15 protein-coding genes are annotated in these 15680 nt (G+C 45.9%); 14 read left to right on the forward strand and 1 reads right to left on the reverse strand.

Annotated elements, in window-relative coordinates; genetic code table 11:
• Window positions 1–108 precede the first annotated feature (108 nt).
• From NQS30_RS01390 to ftsX, 11 genes are all read left to right on the forward strand, one after another.
• Entirely contained in the window at window positions 109–1656 is a 1548-nt protein-coding gene (locus NQS30_RS01390; RefSeq protein ID WP_015240683.1) for a flagellar hook-associated protein 2, read from the forward strand.
• A 19-nt stretch (window positions 1657–1675) separates the two neighbouring features.
• Window positions 1676–2077, forward strand: a complete 402-nt coding sequence (gene fliS / locus NQS30_RS01395; protein WP_003151407.1) for a flagellar export chaperone FliS — start codon at window positions 1676–1678, stop codon at window positions 2075–2077.
• Window positions 2077–2421 (forward strand): flagella biosynthesis regulatory protein FliT, encoded by a 345-nt coding sequence (gene fliT / locus NQS30_RS01400; RefSeq protein WP_007407472.1) that lies wholly within the window; start codon window positions 2077–2079, stop codon window positions 2419–2421. The genes fliS and fliT overlap by 1 nt, the downstream gene beginning before the upstream one ends.
• Window positions 2422–2430: 9 nt before the next feature.
• Window positions 2431–2808, forward strand: a complete 378-nt coding sequence (locus tag NQS30_RS01405; protein ID WP_003151412.1) for a DUF8042 domain-containing protein — start codon at window positions 2431–2433, stop codon at window positions 2806–2808.
• 194 nt (window positions 2809–3002) lie between these two features.
• Window positions 3003–3569 (forward strand): ribosome hibernation-promoting factor, HPF/YfiA family, encoded by a 567-nt coding sequence (gene hpf, locus NQS30_RS01410; protein WP_003151413.1) that lies wholly within the window; start codon window positions 3003–3005, stop codon window positions 3567–3569.
• Between the two features lie 166 nt (window positions 3570–3735).
• Window positions 3736–6261: a preprotein translocase subunit SecA gene (gene secA / locus NQS30_RS01415; protein WP_218791394.1), complete on the forward strand. Its 2526-nt coding sequence runs from the start codon at window positions 3736–3738 to the stop codon at window positions 6259–6261.
• A 74-nt stretch (window positions 6262–6335) separates the two neighbouring features.
• A protein-coding gene (prfB, locus tag NQS30_RS01420; RefSeq protein ID WP_098081803.1) for a peptide chain release factor 2 occupies window positions 6336–7437 on the forward strand; the annotation gives its coding sequence in 2 pieces (ribosomal slippage) (window positions 6336–6407 and window positions 6409–7437; 1101 coding nt in all).
• 169 nt (window positions 7438–7606) lie between these two features.
• Window positions 7607–8455 carry a YitT family protein gene (locus NQS30_RS01425; protein ID WP_012118565.1) on the forward strand — a complete coding sequence of 283 codons (849 nt, stop codon included), beginning with the start codon at window positions 7607–7609 and terminating at the stop codon, window positions 8453–8455.
• A 35-nt stretch (window positions 8456–8490) separates the two neighbouring features.
• Window positions 8491–8832: a cytochrome c551 gene (gene cccB, locus NQS30_RS01430; RefSeq protein ID WP_003151417.1), complete on the forward strand. Its 342-nt coding sequence runs from the start codon at window positions 8491–8493 to the stop codon at window positions 8830–8832.
• A 218-nt stretch (window positions 8833–9050) separates the two neighbouring features.
• Window positions 9051–9737, forward strand: a complete 687-nt coding sequence (gene ftsE, locus NQS30_RS01435) for a cell division ATP-binding protein FtsE (protein WP_007407465.1) — start codon at window positions 9051–9053, stop codon at window positions 9735–9737.
• Window positions 9730–10620, forward strand: coding sequence for a permease-like cell division protein FtsX (gene ftsX / locus NQS30_RS01440; protein WP_007407464.1), 891 nt, complete (start codon window positions 9730–9732; stop codon window positions 10618–10620). Before ftsE ends, ftsX begins: the two co-directional genes overlap by 8 nt.
• 46 nt (window positions 10621–10666) lie before the next feature.
• Here ftsX and NQS30_RS01445 read toward each other — a convergent pair whose 3' ends face one another.
• Window positions 10667–12073: a right-handed parallel beta-helix repeat-containing protein gene (locus tag NQS30_RS01445; protein ID WP_043020600.1), complete on the reverse strand. Its 1407-nt coding sequence runs from the start codon at window positions 12071–12073 to the stop codon at window positions 10667–10669.
• 209 nt (window positions 12074–12282) lie between these two features.
• Between NQS30_RS01445 and ctpB the strand changes: the two genes are divergently transcribed.
• From ctpB to minJ, 3 genes are all read left to right on the forward strand, one after another.
• Window positions 12283–13641 carry a carboxy-terminal processing protease CtpB gene (gene ctpB, locus NQS30_RS01450; protein ID WP_371136944.1) on the forward strand — a complete coding sequence of 453 codons (1359 nt, stop codon included), beginning with the start codon at window positions 12283–12285 and terminating at the stop codon, window positions 13639–13641.
• A gap of 372 nt (window positions 13642–14013) precedes the next feature.
• Window positions 14014–14367: a swarming motility protein SwrAA gene (swrA, locus tag NQS30_RS01455; RefSeq protein ID WP_012118562.1), complete on the forward strand. Its 354-nt coding sequence runs from the start codon at window positions 14014–14016 to the stop codon at window positions 14365–14367.
• A gap of 74 nt (window positions 14368–14441) precedes the next feature.
• Window positions 14442–15632 (forward strand): cell division topological determinant MinJ, encoded by a 1191-nt coding sequence (minJ, locus tag NQS30_RS01460; RefSeq protein WP_007407459.1) that lies wholly within the window; start codon window positions 14442–14444, stop codon window positions 15630–15632.
• Window positions 15633–15680 lie beyond the last annotated feature (48 nt).

Raw genomic sequence — 15680 nt, forward strand, 5'->3', positions numbered from 1 at the left:
ATAAGAATAAGATCATACATTTATGGAGCTGTGATATGATAAACAGTCGGAAACTCACTGTTGTCATAGAGCCGTATACGACTAAACGCCGAAAAGGAGAGGGTACATATGGTCACAAGAATCACAGGCCTTAATTCCGGTCTTGATGTAGATTCTCTGGTGAAAAAAATGATGGATGCCGAAAAGCAGCCGCTTAATAAATTAAACCAGCAAAAGCAGACGCTTGAATGGAAGCGCGATGCTTATCGGGAAGTGAATACCCAGATTGCCGACATGTATTCTACGACATTTAATAATATGCTGATGTCCACAAACTGGAATAAAAAAACAGTAACAAGTTCGGATTCCAGTGTCAGCGCGGTGGCCGTCAGTGCTGAGCAGAATATTTCAACGAGTATGTCTGTACAGCAGCTGGCCACTTCGACGACATATAAATCATCAGGGGCCATCAATTTCACTTCAGGTCAGAGCCAAACATTGAAATTCAATGTCACAAATCCGGGTGAAACGAAGCCGACTGAGGTAAACTTCACGATCGCCGCAACCGATACGATTGACGACGTCATTTCCAAACTGAACAGCTCGGGTCTCGGAGTGACGGCTTTAAAAGAGAAAATTTCCAACGGCACGGATTATGTGGACACGATTGCGTTCACTTCCAATAAAACGGGGGAAGGATTTACCCTTGCCGCAGGTGATGACGCAACCAAAAGCTTTCTGAAAGATCAGCTCGGTTTTGCCGTTGATGATGCAACAAATGAACTGACGGCCAATGCCGAAGGGAAAAACGCGAAGTTTACGTTCAACGGGCTTGAAATGACAAAAACGTCAAATAACTTTACGATCAACGGCATCAAATACACGCTGAACAGCGTGACGGACAGCAATAAAACGGTTACGATTAACAGCACGACTGATACGGACGGCATTTTTGACAACATTAAAGATTTCGTTGATAAATACAATACGTTAATTAAAAGTGCAAACGAGAAGGTAACAGAATCAAAATACCGCGATTATAAGCCGCTAACCGATGAACAAAGAGAAGCGATGACCGATAAGCAGATTGAGCAGTGGGAGGCAAAGGCCAAAAGCGGGTTATTACGGAGCGACAGCACGCTGCAGAACGGTTTGGCTGAAATGCGGCTTGATCTGTACTCAACGGTTACGATTGACGGAAAAAAATATCAGCTTGCCGATTTCGGTATAGAGACGTCTAGTTATGAGGATCAAGGAAAGTTTGGAAAGCTTGTCATTAAAGACGAAGCGAAACTGAAACAGAAAATTACCGAGAACCCCTCTCTCGTGGCTAAGCTGTTTAATGCAGACAGTACAAGTACGATTACAGACAGCTCAACCGGTAAGACTATCAAAAACCCGGAGGAGCAGGGGATTGCCCGGAGATTAAAAGACACATTAAACAAAATGCAGACTCAAATTTCAAAACAGGCGGGTACAGAAAGCTCGGTATCATCCAGCTTTGCCATCGGAAAAAGTTTGAATGAAATAGAAACAAATATTTCCAATATGAAAACGAAGCTGGATGACATCGAATCGAGATATTATAAAAAGTTCAGCGCACTGGATACGGCATTGGAGAAATTGAACAGCCAATCTTCATATCTCACGTCAATGTTAGGATCTTCAACATCATAACCTTGGAGGTTTTATAAAAATGGCAATAAATAATCCTTTTGCTGCTTATCAGCAGACATCCGTCTTTACAGCCGCTCCGGAAGAGCTGACTCTTATGCTTTATAACGGCTGCCTGCGATTCATTAAGCTGGCCAGGCAGGCGATGAAGCAAAACAACCTTGAAGCCAAAAATGAAAATATCGTAAAGGCGCAAAACATCATTCAAGAGCTCAGCATCACGTTAAACCGGGAGATTGAGATTTCTGAACAGATGTCATCCATTTATGATTACATCCGCCGCCGGCTGATCGACGCGAACGTGCAGAATAACGGAGAATTTTTAGATGAAGCGGAAAAACTCGTTACTGAATTTCGCGACACGTGGAAGCAGGCCATGCAGAGTGAACGGAAAAACAGCCATGGCGCGGGCGGCCTTGCCTGATGAACAGCAATGTCTTTTCTTTGTATAACGAAACGAAGAACATGTACGCCGCACTGAAGGACGCCCCGGAAAGCGACGGTCTTATCAGCAGCGTTACGGCATTTACGGAGAAAAGGGAGGAGATGCTTGCGGGCATAAAGCCGCCTTTTTCCGAAGAAGAAAAAACGCTGCTTCAGCAGGTGGCCGCGATGGACCGTCTGATTACCGGCGAAGTGAAACGGATTCAGGATGGTATCCGAAATGAAATAAAAACGCTTAAGAAAAAACGAATCTACCATAATACGTATTTCAATCCGTATCATCAAACGACAAGTGACGGCCGTTATTACGACAAACGCAAATAGGTGAGTGTTTTGAGAAGTTTGAACGATTACCATTTGGTGTCAGCCTATTACCAGCTTCTTTTTACGATTGATGAGGGGCTTTGCTACCTGTTGGACACGCAGGATGATTTTTTTAAGACGGAGGGCGAGCGGATTTACAATGATTTGATTCAGGCTTTTTTTCATCTCGATTCCTCTCATGCGCTTCTGCTGTCTATCATTGAGTGCCGATGCGTGGAGACGGCGATCCGCTCATTTGACGAGATCTTTCAGGATTTCAGCATGTTAAATGATTATGATTTCCCGTCCGCCCCTTTTCAGGAGTTTTTAAAAACCATCTTTCTGCCGCATTATAAGCTATGGATGGAGCAGACGCACGACTGCATCAAACCGTATGTTCTTCACTAGACCTGCTGCAAGCGGCAGGTCTTTTGCCTGCGTCCTCTGCATATACTTATAATCCTGCCGGAAGCTGCCGGATAAAGCCGACACCATTCGCCATCGTTCACCGAATTTACACATTATTTTAACGTTTCAGCAGGGATCAGAAGGGGTAAAAGAGAAATAGTTACATATCCTTAGATAAAGGGAGGCGTTCTTTGATGAACTACAATATCAGAGGAGAAAACATTGAGGTTACACCTGCGTTAAAGGATCATGTGGAGAGAAAAATCGGCAAGCTGGAGCGATATTTCGAGCAGAGCGTCAATGCCGATGTGAACGTCAACTTAAAATTCTATAATGATAAGGAATCCAAAGTTGAAGTCACCATTCCGATGACTGATCTGGCGCTTCGTTCTGAAGTGCATAACGAGGATATGTACAATGCAATTGATCTCGCAACAAACAAGCTGGAACGTCAAATCCGAAAGCACAAAACAAAAGTCAACCGAAAATTCCGCGAGCAGGGTCTTCCGAAACATTATTTCGAGAACGGCAGCGCTGCTGATACGGGCGTAGCGGTTCAGGACGAAATTGAAGATGACAGCCCGGAAATTGTCCGTCAAAAGCGTTTTAATTTAAAACCGATGGATAATGAAGAAGCGATTCTCCAAATGAATATGCTCGGACATAATTTCTTCGTATTCACCAACGCGGAGACGAATCTCACAAACGTCGTTTACCGCAGAAATGACGGCAAATACGGATTAATTGAACCGACTGAATAAACCCATCCAGCCTTCCGTGAACGCGCGGAAGGTTTTTCTCTATCTTTACCTGCAAATTCTTTGGAAATAGCAAAAGGTATGTTATGATAATGAGAGGTATACATGGACAGAAAATTATCATTTATTCCATGCAAAATCTGCATGTGAACATAGAGGAGCGTTATAGATGCTTGGGATTTTAAATAAAATGTTTGATCCGACCAAACGTGCGCTGAACAAATACGAAAAAATAGCAAATGACATTGATGCCGTAAGAGGAGATTATGAAAATCTCTCTGACGAGGCGCTTAAACATAAAACGGCAGAATTTAAAGAGCGGCTTGAAAAAGGAGAAACGACGGATGACCTTCTTGTCGAAGCGTTTGCCGTCGTTCGTGAAGCTTCCCGCCGCGTAACCGGCATGTTCCCGTTTAAAGTACAGCTGATGGGGGGCATCGCCCTTCATGAAGGGAACATCTCCGAAATGAAAACAGGGGAAGGGAAAACGCTGACGTCCACGCTTCCCGTGTATTTAAATGCGTTGACGGGAAAAGGCGTTCACGTCGTAACGGTCAACGAATATCTGGCGAGCCGTGATGCCCAGCAAATGGGAGAGATTTTTGCGTTTCTCGGGCTTACAGTCGGCCTGAACCTGAATTCGATGTCAAAAGACGAAAAGCGCGAAGCTTACGCAGCCGATATCACGTATTCAACGAACAATGAACTCGGCTTTGATTATTTGCGTGACAACATGGTGCTCTATAAAGAACAGATGGTGCAGCGCCCGCTTCATTTTGCCGTTATTGATGAAGTCGATTCAATTTTAGTCGATGAAGCGAGAACGCCATTGATTATTTCCGGACAAGCTCAGAAGTCCACAAAACTGTACGTGCAGGCAAATGCGTTTGTCCGCACACTCAAGAAAGATCAGGATTATACGTATGACGTCAAAACGAAGGGCGTTCAGCTGACGGAAGAAGGAATGACGAAGGCTGAAAAAACGTTCGGCATCGACAACCTGTTTGATGTCAAAAACGTGGCCTTGAACCACCATATCAACCAGGCTTTAAAAGCCCATGCGGCGATGCAGAAAGACGTGGATTATGTTGTTGAGGACGGCCAGGTCGTCATCGTTGATTCCTTCACCGGCCGTCTGATGAAAGGACGCCGCTACAGCGAAGGTCTTCACCAGGCGATTGAGGCGAAAGAAGGCCTGGAGATTCAAAATGAAAGCATGACATTGGCGACGATTACGTTCCAAAACTATTTCCGTATGTACGAAAAGCTGGCCGGTATGACCGGTACCGCAAAAACGGAAGAGGAAGAATTCCGCAATATTTATAACATGCAGGTTGTATCCATCCCGACCAACCAGCCGGTCATCCGTGACGACCGTCCGGACTTGATCTACCGCTCAATGGAAGGGAAATTCAAGGCGGTGGCGGAGGATGTCGCCCAGCGCTACATGACCGGACAGCCGGTTCTTGTCGGTACGGTTGCCGTTGAAACGTCTGAATTGATTTCTAAACTTCTGAAAAACAAAGGGATTCCGCATCAGGTGCTGAATGCCAAAAACCATGAGCGTGAAGCTCAGATTATTGAAGAAGCGGGACAAAAAGGCGCTGTCACGATTGCGACCAACATGGCGGGACGCGGAACCGACATTAAACTCGGCGAAGGCGTAAAAGAGCTTGGCGGCCTTGCAGTCGTCGGTACGGAACGCCACGAATCCCGCCGGATTGACAATCAGCTCCGCGGACGTTCAGGACGTCAGGGAGACCCGGGCATCACACAATTTTATCTTTCAATGGAAGATGAATTGATGCGCCGTTTCGGAGCTGAACGGACGATGGCGATGCTTGACCGGTTCGGTATGGATGACTCCACGCCGATTCAGAGCAAAATGGTGTCACGCGCCGTGGAATCATCTCAAAAACGTGTCGAAGGAAACAACTTTGATTCACGTAAACAGCTTCTTCAATATGACGACGTGCTCCGTCAGCAGCGCGAAGTCATATACAAGCAGCGTTTTGAAGTCATTGACTCTGACAACCTGCGTGACATTGTGGAAGGCATGATCAAGTCTTCTCTGGAGCGTGCGATTGCCGCTTATACGCCGAAAGAGGAGCTTCCGGAAGAATGGAATCTTGACGGCCTCGTGGAGCTGGTGAATTCAACGTATCTTGATGAAGGCGCACTTGAAAAGAGCGATATCTTCGGAAAAGAACCGGATGAAATGCATGAGATGATCATGGACCGCATCATGACAAAATATAATGAAAAAGAAGAGAATTTCGGCGAAGAGCAGATGCGTGAATTTGAAAAAGTCATCGTATTGCGTGCCGTTGATTCAAAATGGATGGATCATATTGATGCGATGGATCAGCTGCGTCAAGGGATTCACCTCCGCGCTTATGCGCAGACAAATCCGCTGCGTGAATATCAAATGGAAGGCTTCGCAATGTTTGAGCACATGATTGAGTCCATTGAGGACGAAGTTGCGAAATTCGTCATGAAGGCCGAGATTGAAAGCAATCTGGAACGCGAAGAAGTTGTTCAGGGCCAAACGACGGCTCATCAGCCGCAGGACGGCGATGAGGCCAAACAAGCGAAAAAAGCGCCGGTGCGAAAAGTCGTGGATATCGGACGCAACGCGCCTTGCCATTGCGGCAGCGGAAAAAAATATAAAAATTGCTGCGGCCGGACAGAATAGTCTCGACTGTATGAAGCGAACATGACCGGGTCTGCGTCTTATGGCGCCCCGGATCTTTTAATGAGGTGAATGGAATGGAATTATCAGAAATCAGGGCAGAGCTCGAAAATATGGCTTCTCGTTTAGCGGACTTCAGGGGGTCTCTTTGACCTCGAATCAAAGGAAGCCCGCATTGCAGAATTAGATGAAAAGATGGCGGAACCGGAATTCTGGAATGACCAGCAGAAGGCCCAAACCGTCATCAATGAAGCGAACGGTCTGAAAGAATACGTGAACTCCTATCATCAGCTGAGCGAGTCTCACGAAGAGCTGCAAATGACACATGATCTTTTAAAAGAAGAACCTGACCAGGACCTTCAGCAAGAGCTTGAGAAAGAGCTGAAGTCATTAACGAAGGAATTGAATGAATTTGAGCTTCAGCTGCTGCTCAGTGAACCATACGACAAAAATAACGCGATTTTAGAACTTCATCCGGGGGCCGGCGGTACGGAATCCCAGGACTGGGGTTCCATGCTGCTCAGAATGTATACCCGCTGGGCGGAAAGACGCGGTTTCAAAGTTGAAACGCTTGATTATCTCCCAGGAGATGAAGCAGGAATTAAGTCAGTCACACTGCTTATTAAAGGCCACAATGCATACGGCTACTTAAAAGCGGAAAAAGGCGTACACCGTCTCGTGCGGATTTCTCCATTTGATTCATCAGGACGCCGCCACACGTCATTCGTGTCTTGTGAAGTCATGCCTGAATTCAATGAAGAAATCGACATTGAAATTCGTACCGAAGATATTAAAGTTGATACGTACCGGGCGAGCGGTGCCGGCGGACAGCACGTCAATACGACTGATTCAGCCGTTCGGATCACCCACCTCCCGACAAATGTAGTCGTCACGTGCCAGACGGAACGTTCACAAATCAAAAACCGCGACCGGGCGATGAAAATGCTCAAAGCGAAGCTGTATCAGCGCAGAATTGAAGAACAGCAGGCGGAGCTTGACGAAATCCGCGGCGAACAGAAAGAAATCGGCTGGGGCAGCCAAATCCGCTCGTACGTCTTCCATCCGTACTCCATGGTGAAAGATCACCGCACCAATACGGAAATGGGGAACGTGCAGGCGGTTATGGACGGAGATATCGATATCTTCATTGACGCCTATTTACGTTCTAAACTGTCGTAATCCGGGAACACACCTGCCTTTGGCAAGGTGTGTTTTTTTATCCGTTCTCTTTTTCCATTTTTCACAACAGCGCTTTAGCAAATTAATACGGTATTTGGCTGTTATTTACTTCTAAGCCGGGAAGACTTAAAATGCTATCGAGAGAAAATCGGAGAACGGAGGATTTTGCATGGATGTGAATCACAATAAGCCGCTCCGTCTGATCAAAGATTATATATACATCATGATCGGCGCGGCGATTACGGGGATCGTGTTTAACGTATTTTTGCTGCCGAACCGTATAGCAGCGGGGGGAGTAAGCGGGATCAGCACCATTTTAGAAACGTTTGGTTTTGAACCGGCTTACGTGCAGTGGATTATTAACATCCCTTTGTTTATCGCCGGAGTGATCATTCTCGGCGGGAAGTTCGGAATGAAGACACTGGTCGGTTCCATCGTTCTGCCGCTCGCCGTCTATTTAACAAGAGATCTGCCTGCCGCGACGACCCATGAACTGCTGGCGGCGATTTTCGGAGGCGTCGGGATCGGAACGGGAATCGGCATCGTGTATCTCGGCAAAGGCTCCACGGGGGGAACGGCTCTGGCGGGGCAGATCATTCACAAATACACGGGGCTGTCGCTGGGAACGTGCCTTGCCATCATGGACGGATTAATTGTGCTGAGCGCGATGCTCGTTTTCGGAGTGGAGCAGGGACTGTATGCGATGCTCGGGGTATTTATTTCAAGCAAAACGATTGATGTCGTGCAGGTCGGGTTCAACCGCTCCAAAATGGCTTTAATCATTACGCAGCATGAAGAAGCCGTCAGATCGGCTGTGTTTAAAGAAATCGACAGGGGCGTGACGAAGATTTCCGCAGTCGGCGGGTATACGGAACATGACCGGCCGATCTTAATGTGTGTCGTCGGCCAGACCGAATTCACAAAACTGAAACAAATCGTCAAACAAATTGATGAGTCAGCCTTTGTCATTGTCGCAGACGCAAGCGAGGTGCTCGGCGAGGGTTTCAAACGCGCGTAAACGGGGTTATAATAGCGAAGGGGTGCATCTTACATATGAAATCAAAATGGGCGCTGCTGGCGCTGGTTCTGACCATGTCCGTCCTGCTGGCGGCATGCGGCGGATCCAATGAATCGAAAAAAGAAAGCTCTGACAGCTCAGGCGGATCAAAAGCATCTGCGTCAGCAGGAGAAGAGCTTTATCAGCAAAGCTGTATCGGCTGTCACGGAAAAGACTTAGAAGGCGGCGGAGGCCCGAATTTACAGGAAGTCGGCGGGAAGTATGATGAAGCTAAAATTGAAAGCATCATTAAAAACGGACGCGGCAATATGCCGAGCCATCTTGTAAATGATGAGGAAGCCGCGAAGATCGCAAAATGGCTGTCACAGAAAAAATAACAGAAAAACCTTGCCTGTTATAGGGGCAAGGTTTTTTCACGGTCTGGGAATGAAAAGAAACTGTAATAGTAATATGTCTAAATTTGACGTATAATGAAGTGTACTGAGGAAAAGGAACTTTCAGATTTTTTATCTGTTTCCTGACGAATCGGCCATAAACCGCTGTACGTTTGCGAACTCTATGGCTGCAAGACATAATTAAAAGATTAGGTGATTTCATGATAGAGATGAAAGAAGTATATAAATCCTATCCGAACGGTGTAAAAGCGATTAACGGGCTGTCAGTCATGATTCATCCCGGAGAATTTGTATATGTCGTAGGACCGAGCGGAGCCGGTAAATCTACTTTTATTAAAATGATTTACAGAGAAGAAAAACCGACAAAAGGGCAAATATTGATTAATCATAAAGATCTCGCGTCTGTAAAAGAAAAAGAGATTCCTTTCGTGCGGCGTAAAATAGGTGTTGTTTTCCAAGACTTCAAACTTCTTCCGAAACTGACGGTATTTGAAAACGTCGCGTTCGCGCTTGAGGTGATCGGAGAGCAGCAGTCAGTCATTAAAAAACGCGTGCTCGAAGTGCTCGATCTTGTGCAGCTGAAGCATAAAGCGCGGCAGTTTCCCGACCAGCTTTCCGGAGGAGAACAGCAGCGTGTTTCCATCGCAAGATCTATCGTCAACAATCCTGACGTCGTGATAGCTGACGAACCGACGGGCAACCTTGATCCGGTAACATCATGGGAAGTCATGAAGACGCTGGAAGAGATTAACAACCGCGGAACGACCGTCGTGATGGCGACACACAATAAAGAAATAGTAAACACCATGAAGAAACGGGTCATCGCGATCGAAGACGGAATTATTGTGCGTGATGAGTCAAGAGGGGAGTATGGTTCTTATGATTAAAATTCTCGGGCGCCATTTGCGTGAGAGTTTTAAATCTCTCGGAAGAAACACATGGATGACATTTGCATCCATCAGCGCCGTTACCGTTACATTGATTTTGGTCGGCGTGTTTTTAGTCATTATGCTGAATTTAAACAACATGGCTAAAAATGCTGAAAAAGAAGTGGAAATTAAAGTATTAATCGATCTGACGTCTAATAAGAAAACGCAGGATACGCTGCAGAATGAGATTAAAGACATCTCGGGAATCCAAAGCGTAGAGTTTTCATCTAAAGATAAAGAGCTTGATCAATTGGTCAAAAGCTTCGGCGACAGCGGAAAGGCCATGAAAATGCAAGATCAGGAAAACCCGCTGAACAACGCGTTTATCGTCAAAACGACAGATCCGCATGATACGCCGAAAGTCGCGAAAAAAATTGAGAAGCTGGATCATGTGTATAAAGTGACATACGGGAAAGAAGAAGTCAGCCGTCTGTTTAAGATCGTCGGGGTGTCACGCAACATCGGGATTGCGTTAATCATCGGCCTTCTGTTCACGGCGATGTTCTTAATTTCAAATACGATTAAAATCACGATTTTCGCCAGAAGAAAAGAGATTGAAATCATGAAGCTTGTCGGCGCGACAAACTGGTTTATCCGCTGGCCGTTCTTCCTGGAAGGGCTGCTGCTGGGGGTATTCGGTTCTATCATACCGATCGCTCTCGTGCTGAGTACGTACCAGTCGATGGTCGCTTGGGTGGCCCCGAAAGTTCAGGGATCATTTGTTTCACTTCTGCCGTACAGTCCGTTTGTGTTCCAAGTATCACTTGTGCTCATTCTGATCGGCGCAGTTATCGGAGTATGGGGAAGTCTGACTTCCATCCGGAAATTCCTTCGTGTATAAATACGAAAGCCAGTCTGATATAGACTGGCTTTTTTTAATGGTTTCGTTACTGAATGACGGGCACGGCCGGTGATCCGGGCTTTAATGTAAAGTCATAAGACGATTCGTCACGGTACATCGGGTCCGCATAAATAGAATCCGAATCGTTTGCCGTTCCTTTTTGGTACGCTGTGAATGAATCATATTCTCTGTTCTTCCAATTCCAAATGCCGTCTTTTCCGGCTTCTTTGTGATAGACGTTATGATTAACGGTATTGCCTTCGTTTTTCGTATAATCATTTGCGATAAAAATCCTTGAACCGCTTGCCGTCATGATGTTTTTTTCGATCGTGTTCCCTTTTGTGCCGTACTGCAGCAGCAGCTGGCCGCCGTCAAGGTCCTTCGTGTCATTTCGATACATAATGTTATGAGCGATCACCGAATTGATGGTGCCGCCGCGTTTCGTGTCATAGCCTCCGATTGAAATACCGGTGTAAGCATTGCCGTACACCTTGTTATCTGTAATCCGGATATCTTGTGCGTATTTCCCTTTATGTTCGGAAGTGGCTTCAATGCCGAGGTCATTGTTGTAAACGGTGTTCTTCTTAATGTCCACATGTTCTGCGCCGTCAACGTAAATACCGCCCGCTGAGTATTCATCTCCGTAAGCGGGGTTTCCGTAAGAAGAGTTATGGCTCACCGTATTGTTTTCAATGACGCCGTTTCGCGCATAGTCGTTTTGCTTGGACGTTCCTTCGTATCCGATCACGTCAATCCCGATATTGTTATTGTCCCGGATGGTATTGCCGGCAATCTTAAATCCGTCAACATTCCCGTTCAGCACGACCGCTTCGCTTGCGCCGAGCGTCAGTTTTTCAACCGTATTATTTGTGATGCTGACATCCTTCATGGCGCCTGTGCCGTAAAACGCGATGCCGTGTGCATTTCCCTCATCAGCCGTGGTTTTAATGTTTCGGATATGGTTGCCGTCAATGTTGATATGACTGCTTGATCCGGTGACGCAGATCCCCATGGCCGTCGCATCTTCTGATGATACGGAGAGATTCTCAAGCGTAACGCCGTGAATGGTAATGTACTGTTTATTGCGGATTTGAATTAACGGAGTTTCAGAATCGCTTTTTGGCGCAGATTTGCCGCTGATTGAGACATGCTCATTCTGATAGTTCCGAAATGTAATCGGCTTTTCGGCCGTGCCGCTATGCTTTACTTCAAACGTTTCATCGTACGTCCCTTCCCGAATCAATACGGTTGTTCCGGCCTCTGCCTTTTCAGCCGCATGTTTTAATGTGCGGAACGGCTTTTCTTTCGTTCCTTCATTTTGGTCGCTGCCTGCGGGAGAAACATACAAGGCGTCCGTCTGCATTTTTTCATTGGCCTCTGTTTTTGGCCAGACAAAGGCGGTAATGCCTGCGGCCAGAACCGCCGCGGATAAAATCGATAATTTTATTTTCATATCGCATTCTCCTGTATATTTAATGAATTGCATACAAAATATTATACGTTACCCATATATATGTAACAATCTCGCGTTTTCATTTTTTTGTTGCCGTTACATGAATTCTTTGCAATTTACACATACTATCTCCAGATTTTCGTAAAAGGACTAAGAGGAGGTAAACGATGAAGCAGAAAATGATCGCAGTGATAGCGGCCGTCAGCATCATGTGCGGCGGAGCTCATATTGCCGGGGCAGTACAGCCGAATTCATCAGACGCAGAAAGAAGCCGGGCAATGGAAAAAATCGAAAAAGCATATGAGCTGATCTCGAACGAATACGTGGAAAATGTAGATAAAGAAAAGCTTCTTGAAGGAGCGATTCAGGGGATGCTGTCTACATTAAACGACCCTTATTCCGTTTATATGGACAAGCAGACCGCTAAGCAGTTTTCCGATTCTCTTGATTCTTCTTTCGAAGGGATCGGCGCTGAAGTCGGTATGGAGGACAATAAAATCATTATCGTATCACCGTTTAAGCAATCTCCGGCGGAAAAAGCGGGACTCAAGCCGAATGATGAAATCATCAGCATAAACGGCGAGTCAATGAACGGGAAAGGTTTAAACGAAGCCGTGCTGAAAATCAGAGGAAAAAAAGGATCGAAGGTTTCTATTAAAATACAGCGTCCGGGTACTGATAAACAGCTGTCATTCCGGATTAAAAGAGCGGAAATCCCGCTTGAAACCGTATTTGCTTCCCGCAAAGAATCAGGCGGTCATCATGTCGGCTACATCGGCATATCGACATTTTCCGAGCATACCGCCCAGGACTTCGCCGCGGCGCTGAAAAAGCTTGAAAAACAAGGGATTGACGGTCTCGTCCTTGATGTAAGAGGGAATCCCGGCGGCTACCTTCAAAGCGTCGAACAAATTTTAAAGCATTTCATCACACAAGACATGCCGTATATCCAAATTGCGGAGCGTAACGGCGATAAAAAACAATATTTCTCAACCTTAAAACATAAGAAGCCGTATCCCGTCAATGTCATCACGGATAAAGGAAGCGCCTCCGCTTCAGAAATTCTTGCGGGTGCGTTAAAAGAAGCGGGACATTATGACGTTGTCGGTGACACTTCTTTCGGTAAAGGAACGGTTCAGCAGGCCGTGCCTATGGGAGACGGGAGCAATATTAAATTGACGCTTTACAAATGGCTGACACCGAAAGGCAATTGGATCCACAAAAAAGGCATTGCTCCGACAATCGCTGTGAGCCAGCCGGATTATTTTGCGGCGGGACCGCTTCAGCTGAAACAGCCGCTTCAGCCTGATATGAACAGCGCGGATGTCAAGCACGCCCAAATCCTGCTGAAAGGCCTAGGCTTCGACCCGGGCAGAGCAGACGGCTATTTCAGCAAAACAATGAAAAAAGCCGTTCTGGCGTTTCAAGACCGGTACAAACTTGATAAAACAGCGGTCATTGATAAAAAGACAGCGGAAAAAATGAATCAGCTGATGAATGAACAGAAATCTGACGAAAAAAATGATTTACAGCTGCAAATGGCGTTAAAATCATTATTTGTAAAATAAATGAAAAGGAGGCGTTTTTTACGTCTCCTGTTTCTTTTGTCACACTCTAAAAATGAACTAAAAGACATATAATAATGTCGGTTTTGACAAGATATTAAAAAAATTTTCACATTTAAACATTTATAAAGGACAAACATTACCCGATATTTATAGAGAAGAGAGACTTTATGCCGAGTTAATATGTATTCAAAATGAAACTTTTGAAAGTTGCCTCAGTCAGTTTTAGTTCTTACAATAAAAGAAGGTTCTAATAGAGAACAGTTTTAGTTTGGCAGCTGCATTTCAGTATCGAAAGCAGAAGTGTTTGCGGCGCTTCAGCACGGCAGCTGTAATCACCCGTGCTTATCTGGATAAAAAAATGGGGGTTCACAATTGAAGAGGGCAAGTATTGTGCGTGAAAAAAAATATTATGAATTAGTGGAACAACTAAAAGACCGAACAAAAGACGTTACATTTTCATCAACAAAAGCACTAAGTCTTCTTATGCTGTTCAGCAGATACCTGGTCAATTACACAAATGTTGAATGTGTTCACGATATCAATGAGGAGTGTGCAAAGCATTATTTCACCTACTTAATGAAAAACCATAAACGTTTAGGAATCAATCTGACGGATATTAAACGGTCCATGCTTTTGATCAGCGGTGTAATCGAGGTGGAAGTCGACCACTATCTGAAAGATTTCTCTCTCTCAAATGTGACGTTGTGGATGACGGAAGAGAGATAGACGTTTGAGATATTCAAGCCAATGATTATTTGGTAGAATAGAATTAAAATGTTTGGCTTGAGGCGGTGAAAGCAATGTCTGTTCAATGGGGAATTGAACTTCTGAAAAGTATCGGTCTGTTTTTTTTGCACCCGATGTTTTGGTTTTTTATCATCATAAGTCTCGCCTGCGGATATTTGCGGATTAAACGTGAACGCCATACGTTTCATACAAAAATCGCAGATATGTATGACGAGCTTATCTTTACATACATAAAAGGACTTATACCGGGTATTCTTCTCTCCATATTATTTTTTGGACTGGGAATTTCGATTCCATTCGGTCTTCTCGGCATAATCGCGGCCGTGACGGCTTTAGCTTCGCTGACGTTCCGTATGAATTGGCTGTCCTCAGCTTATATTGTCAGCGCCGGCATGTTCATTGCGTTTCTCCTTCAGTATACCCACACAGTGCCGTTTGCGGATCGGTTTCCGCAGGCATTCGGCGTGAATTGGGCATCGGCGGCCGTGTTTATGGGCCTTTTGATTATCACGGAGGGAGCGGCTGCCTGCCGTTCAGCGCATCTGAAAACATCTCCGGCGCTTGTCGTCAGCAGCAGAGGCCTGCCCATCGGCCGTCAATTGGCGAATCGCGCATGGCTGCTTCCGCTTTTCTTATTGGTGCCGGGCAGCGGGCTTGAGTCACACCTTTCTTGGTGGCCTGTCTTTACCGTGCCGGGCGGCTCTTTCCATTTGATCTGGATTCCTTATATCGCCGGCTTCGGACAGCGTGTGCAGGGGTCACTTCCGGAAGTCAGCATAAGGATAACGGCGAAACGTGTCATGATTCTCGGGGTTATCGTGACCGCATTCGGGGCAGCGGCCCTTTGGTGGACTCCGCTTGCCGGAGCTGCCGCTTGTATTGCGGTGCTCGGACGCCTGTTTTTATCATTAAGACAGCGGCTGAACGATAACGCGGCTCCGTTTTATTTCTCTAAGCGGGATCAGGGCTTAATGGTGCTCGGCATCATTCCGAATACACCCGCGGACGATCTTGAGCTGAAGATCGGTGAGATTATTACGAAAGTAAACGGCATCCCCGTGAAGCATGTGTCGGATTTTTATGAAGCACTTCAAAAAAACCGCGCATTTGTAAAAATGGAGATCATCGGCCTGAACGGTGAGATCCGGTTTGATCAGCGCGCGTCCTATGAAGGCGAACATCATGAATTAGGTATTTTATTCGTGCAGGATGAACACGAGCACGAAGAAATGACAGCATTATAAAAGAGCCTGGTGCCGCTAACAACACGGCGGCCGGGCTTTTTTTACGGC

It is taken from the genome of Bacillus sp. B1(2022) (genome assembly GCF_040259625.1).
Taxonomy (GTDB): Bacteria; Bacillota; Bacilli; order Bacillales; family Bacillaceae; genus Bacillus; species Bacillus velezensis.

Excerpts from the sequence above, each read along its gene's own strand:
- ctpB (WP_371136944.1), top strand. The coding sequence starts at position 12,283 with ATGTGCGGCGGAGCTCATATTGCCGGGGCAGTACAGCCGAATTCATCA.
- fliT (WP_007407472.1), top strand. The coding sequence starts at position 2,077 with ATGAACAGCAATGTCTTTTCTTTGTATAACGAAACGAAGAACATGTAC.
- secA (WP_218791394.1), top strand. The coding sequence starts at position 3,736 with ATGCTTGGGATTTTAAATAAAATGTTTGATCCGACCAAACGTGCGCTG.
- hpf (WP_003151413.1), top strand. The coding sequence starts at position 3,003 with ATGAACTACAATATCAGAGGAGAAAACATTGAGGTTACACCTGCGTTA.
- cccB (WP_003151417.1), top strand. The coding sequence starts at position 8,491 with ATGAAATCAAAATGGGCGCTGCTGGCGCTGGTTCTGACCATGTCCGTC.
- NQS30_RS01390 (WP_015240683.1), top strand. The coding sequence starts at position 109 with ATGGTCACAAGAATCACAGGCCTTAATTCCGGTCTTGATGTAGATTCT.
- NQS30_RS01445 (WP_043020600.1), bottom strand. The coding sequence starts at position 12,073 with ATGAAAATAAAATTATCGATTTTATCCGCGGCGGTTCTGGCCGCAGGC.
- NQS30_RS01425 (WP_012118565.1), top strand. The coding sequence starts at position 7,607 with ATGGATGTGAATCACAATAAGCCGCTCCGTCTGATCAAAGATTATATA.
- fliS (WP_003151407.1), top strand. The coding sequence starts at position 1,676 with ATGGCAATAAATAATCCTTTTGCTGCTTATCAGCAGACATCCGTCTTT.
- ftsE (WP_007407465.1), top strand. The coding sequence starts at position 9,051 with ATGATAGAGATGAAAGAAGTATATAAATCCTATCCGAACGGTGTAAAA.
- ftsX (WP_007407464.1), top strand. The coding sequence starts at position 9,730 with ATGATTAAAATTCTCGGGCGCCATTTGCGTGAGAGTTTTAAATCTCTC.
- minJ (WP_007407459.1), top strand. The coding sequence starts at position 14,442 with ATGTCTGTTCAATGGGGAATTGAACTTCTGAAAAGTATCGGTCTGTTT.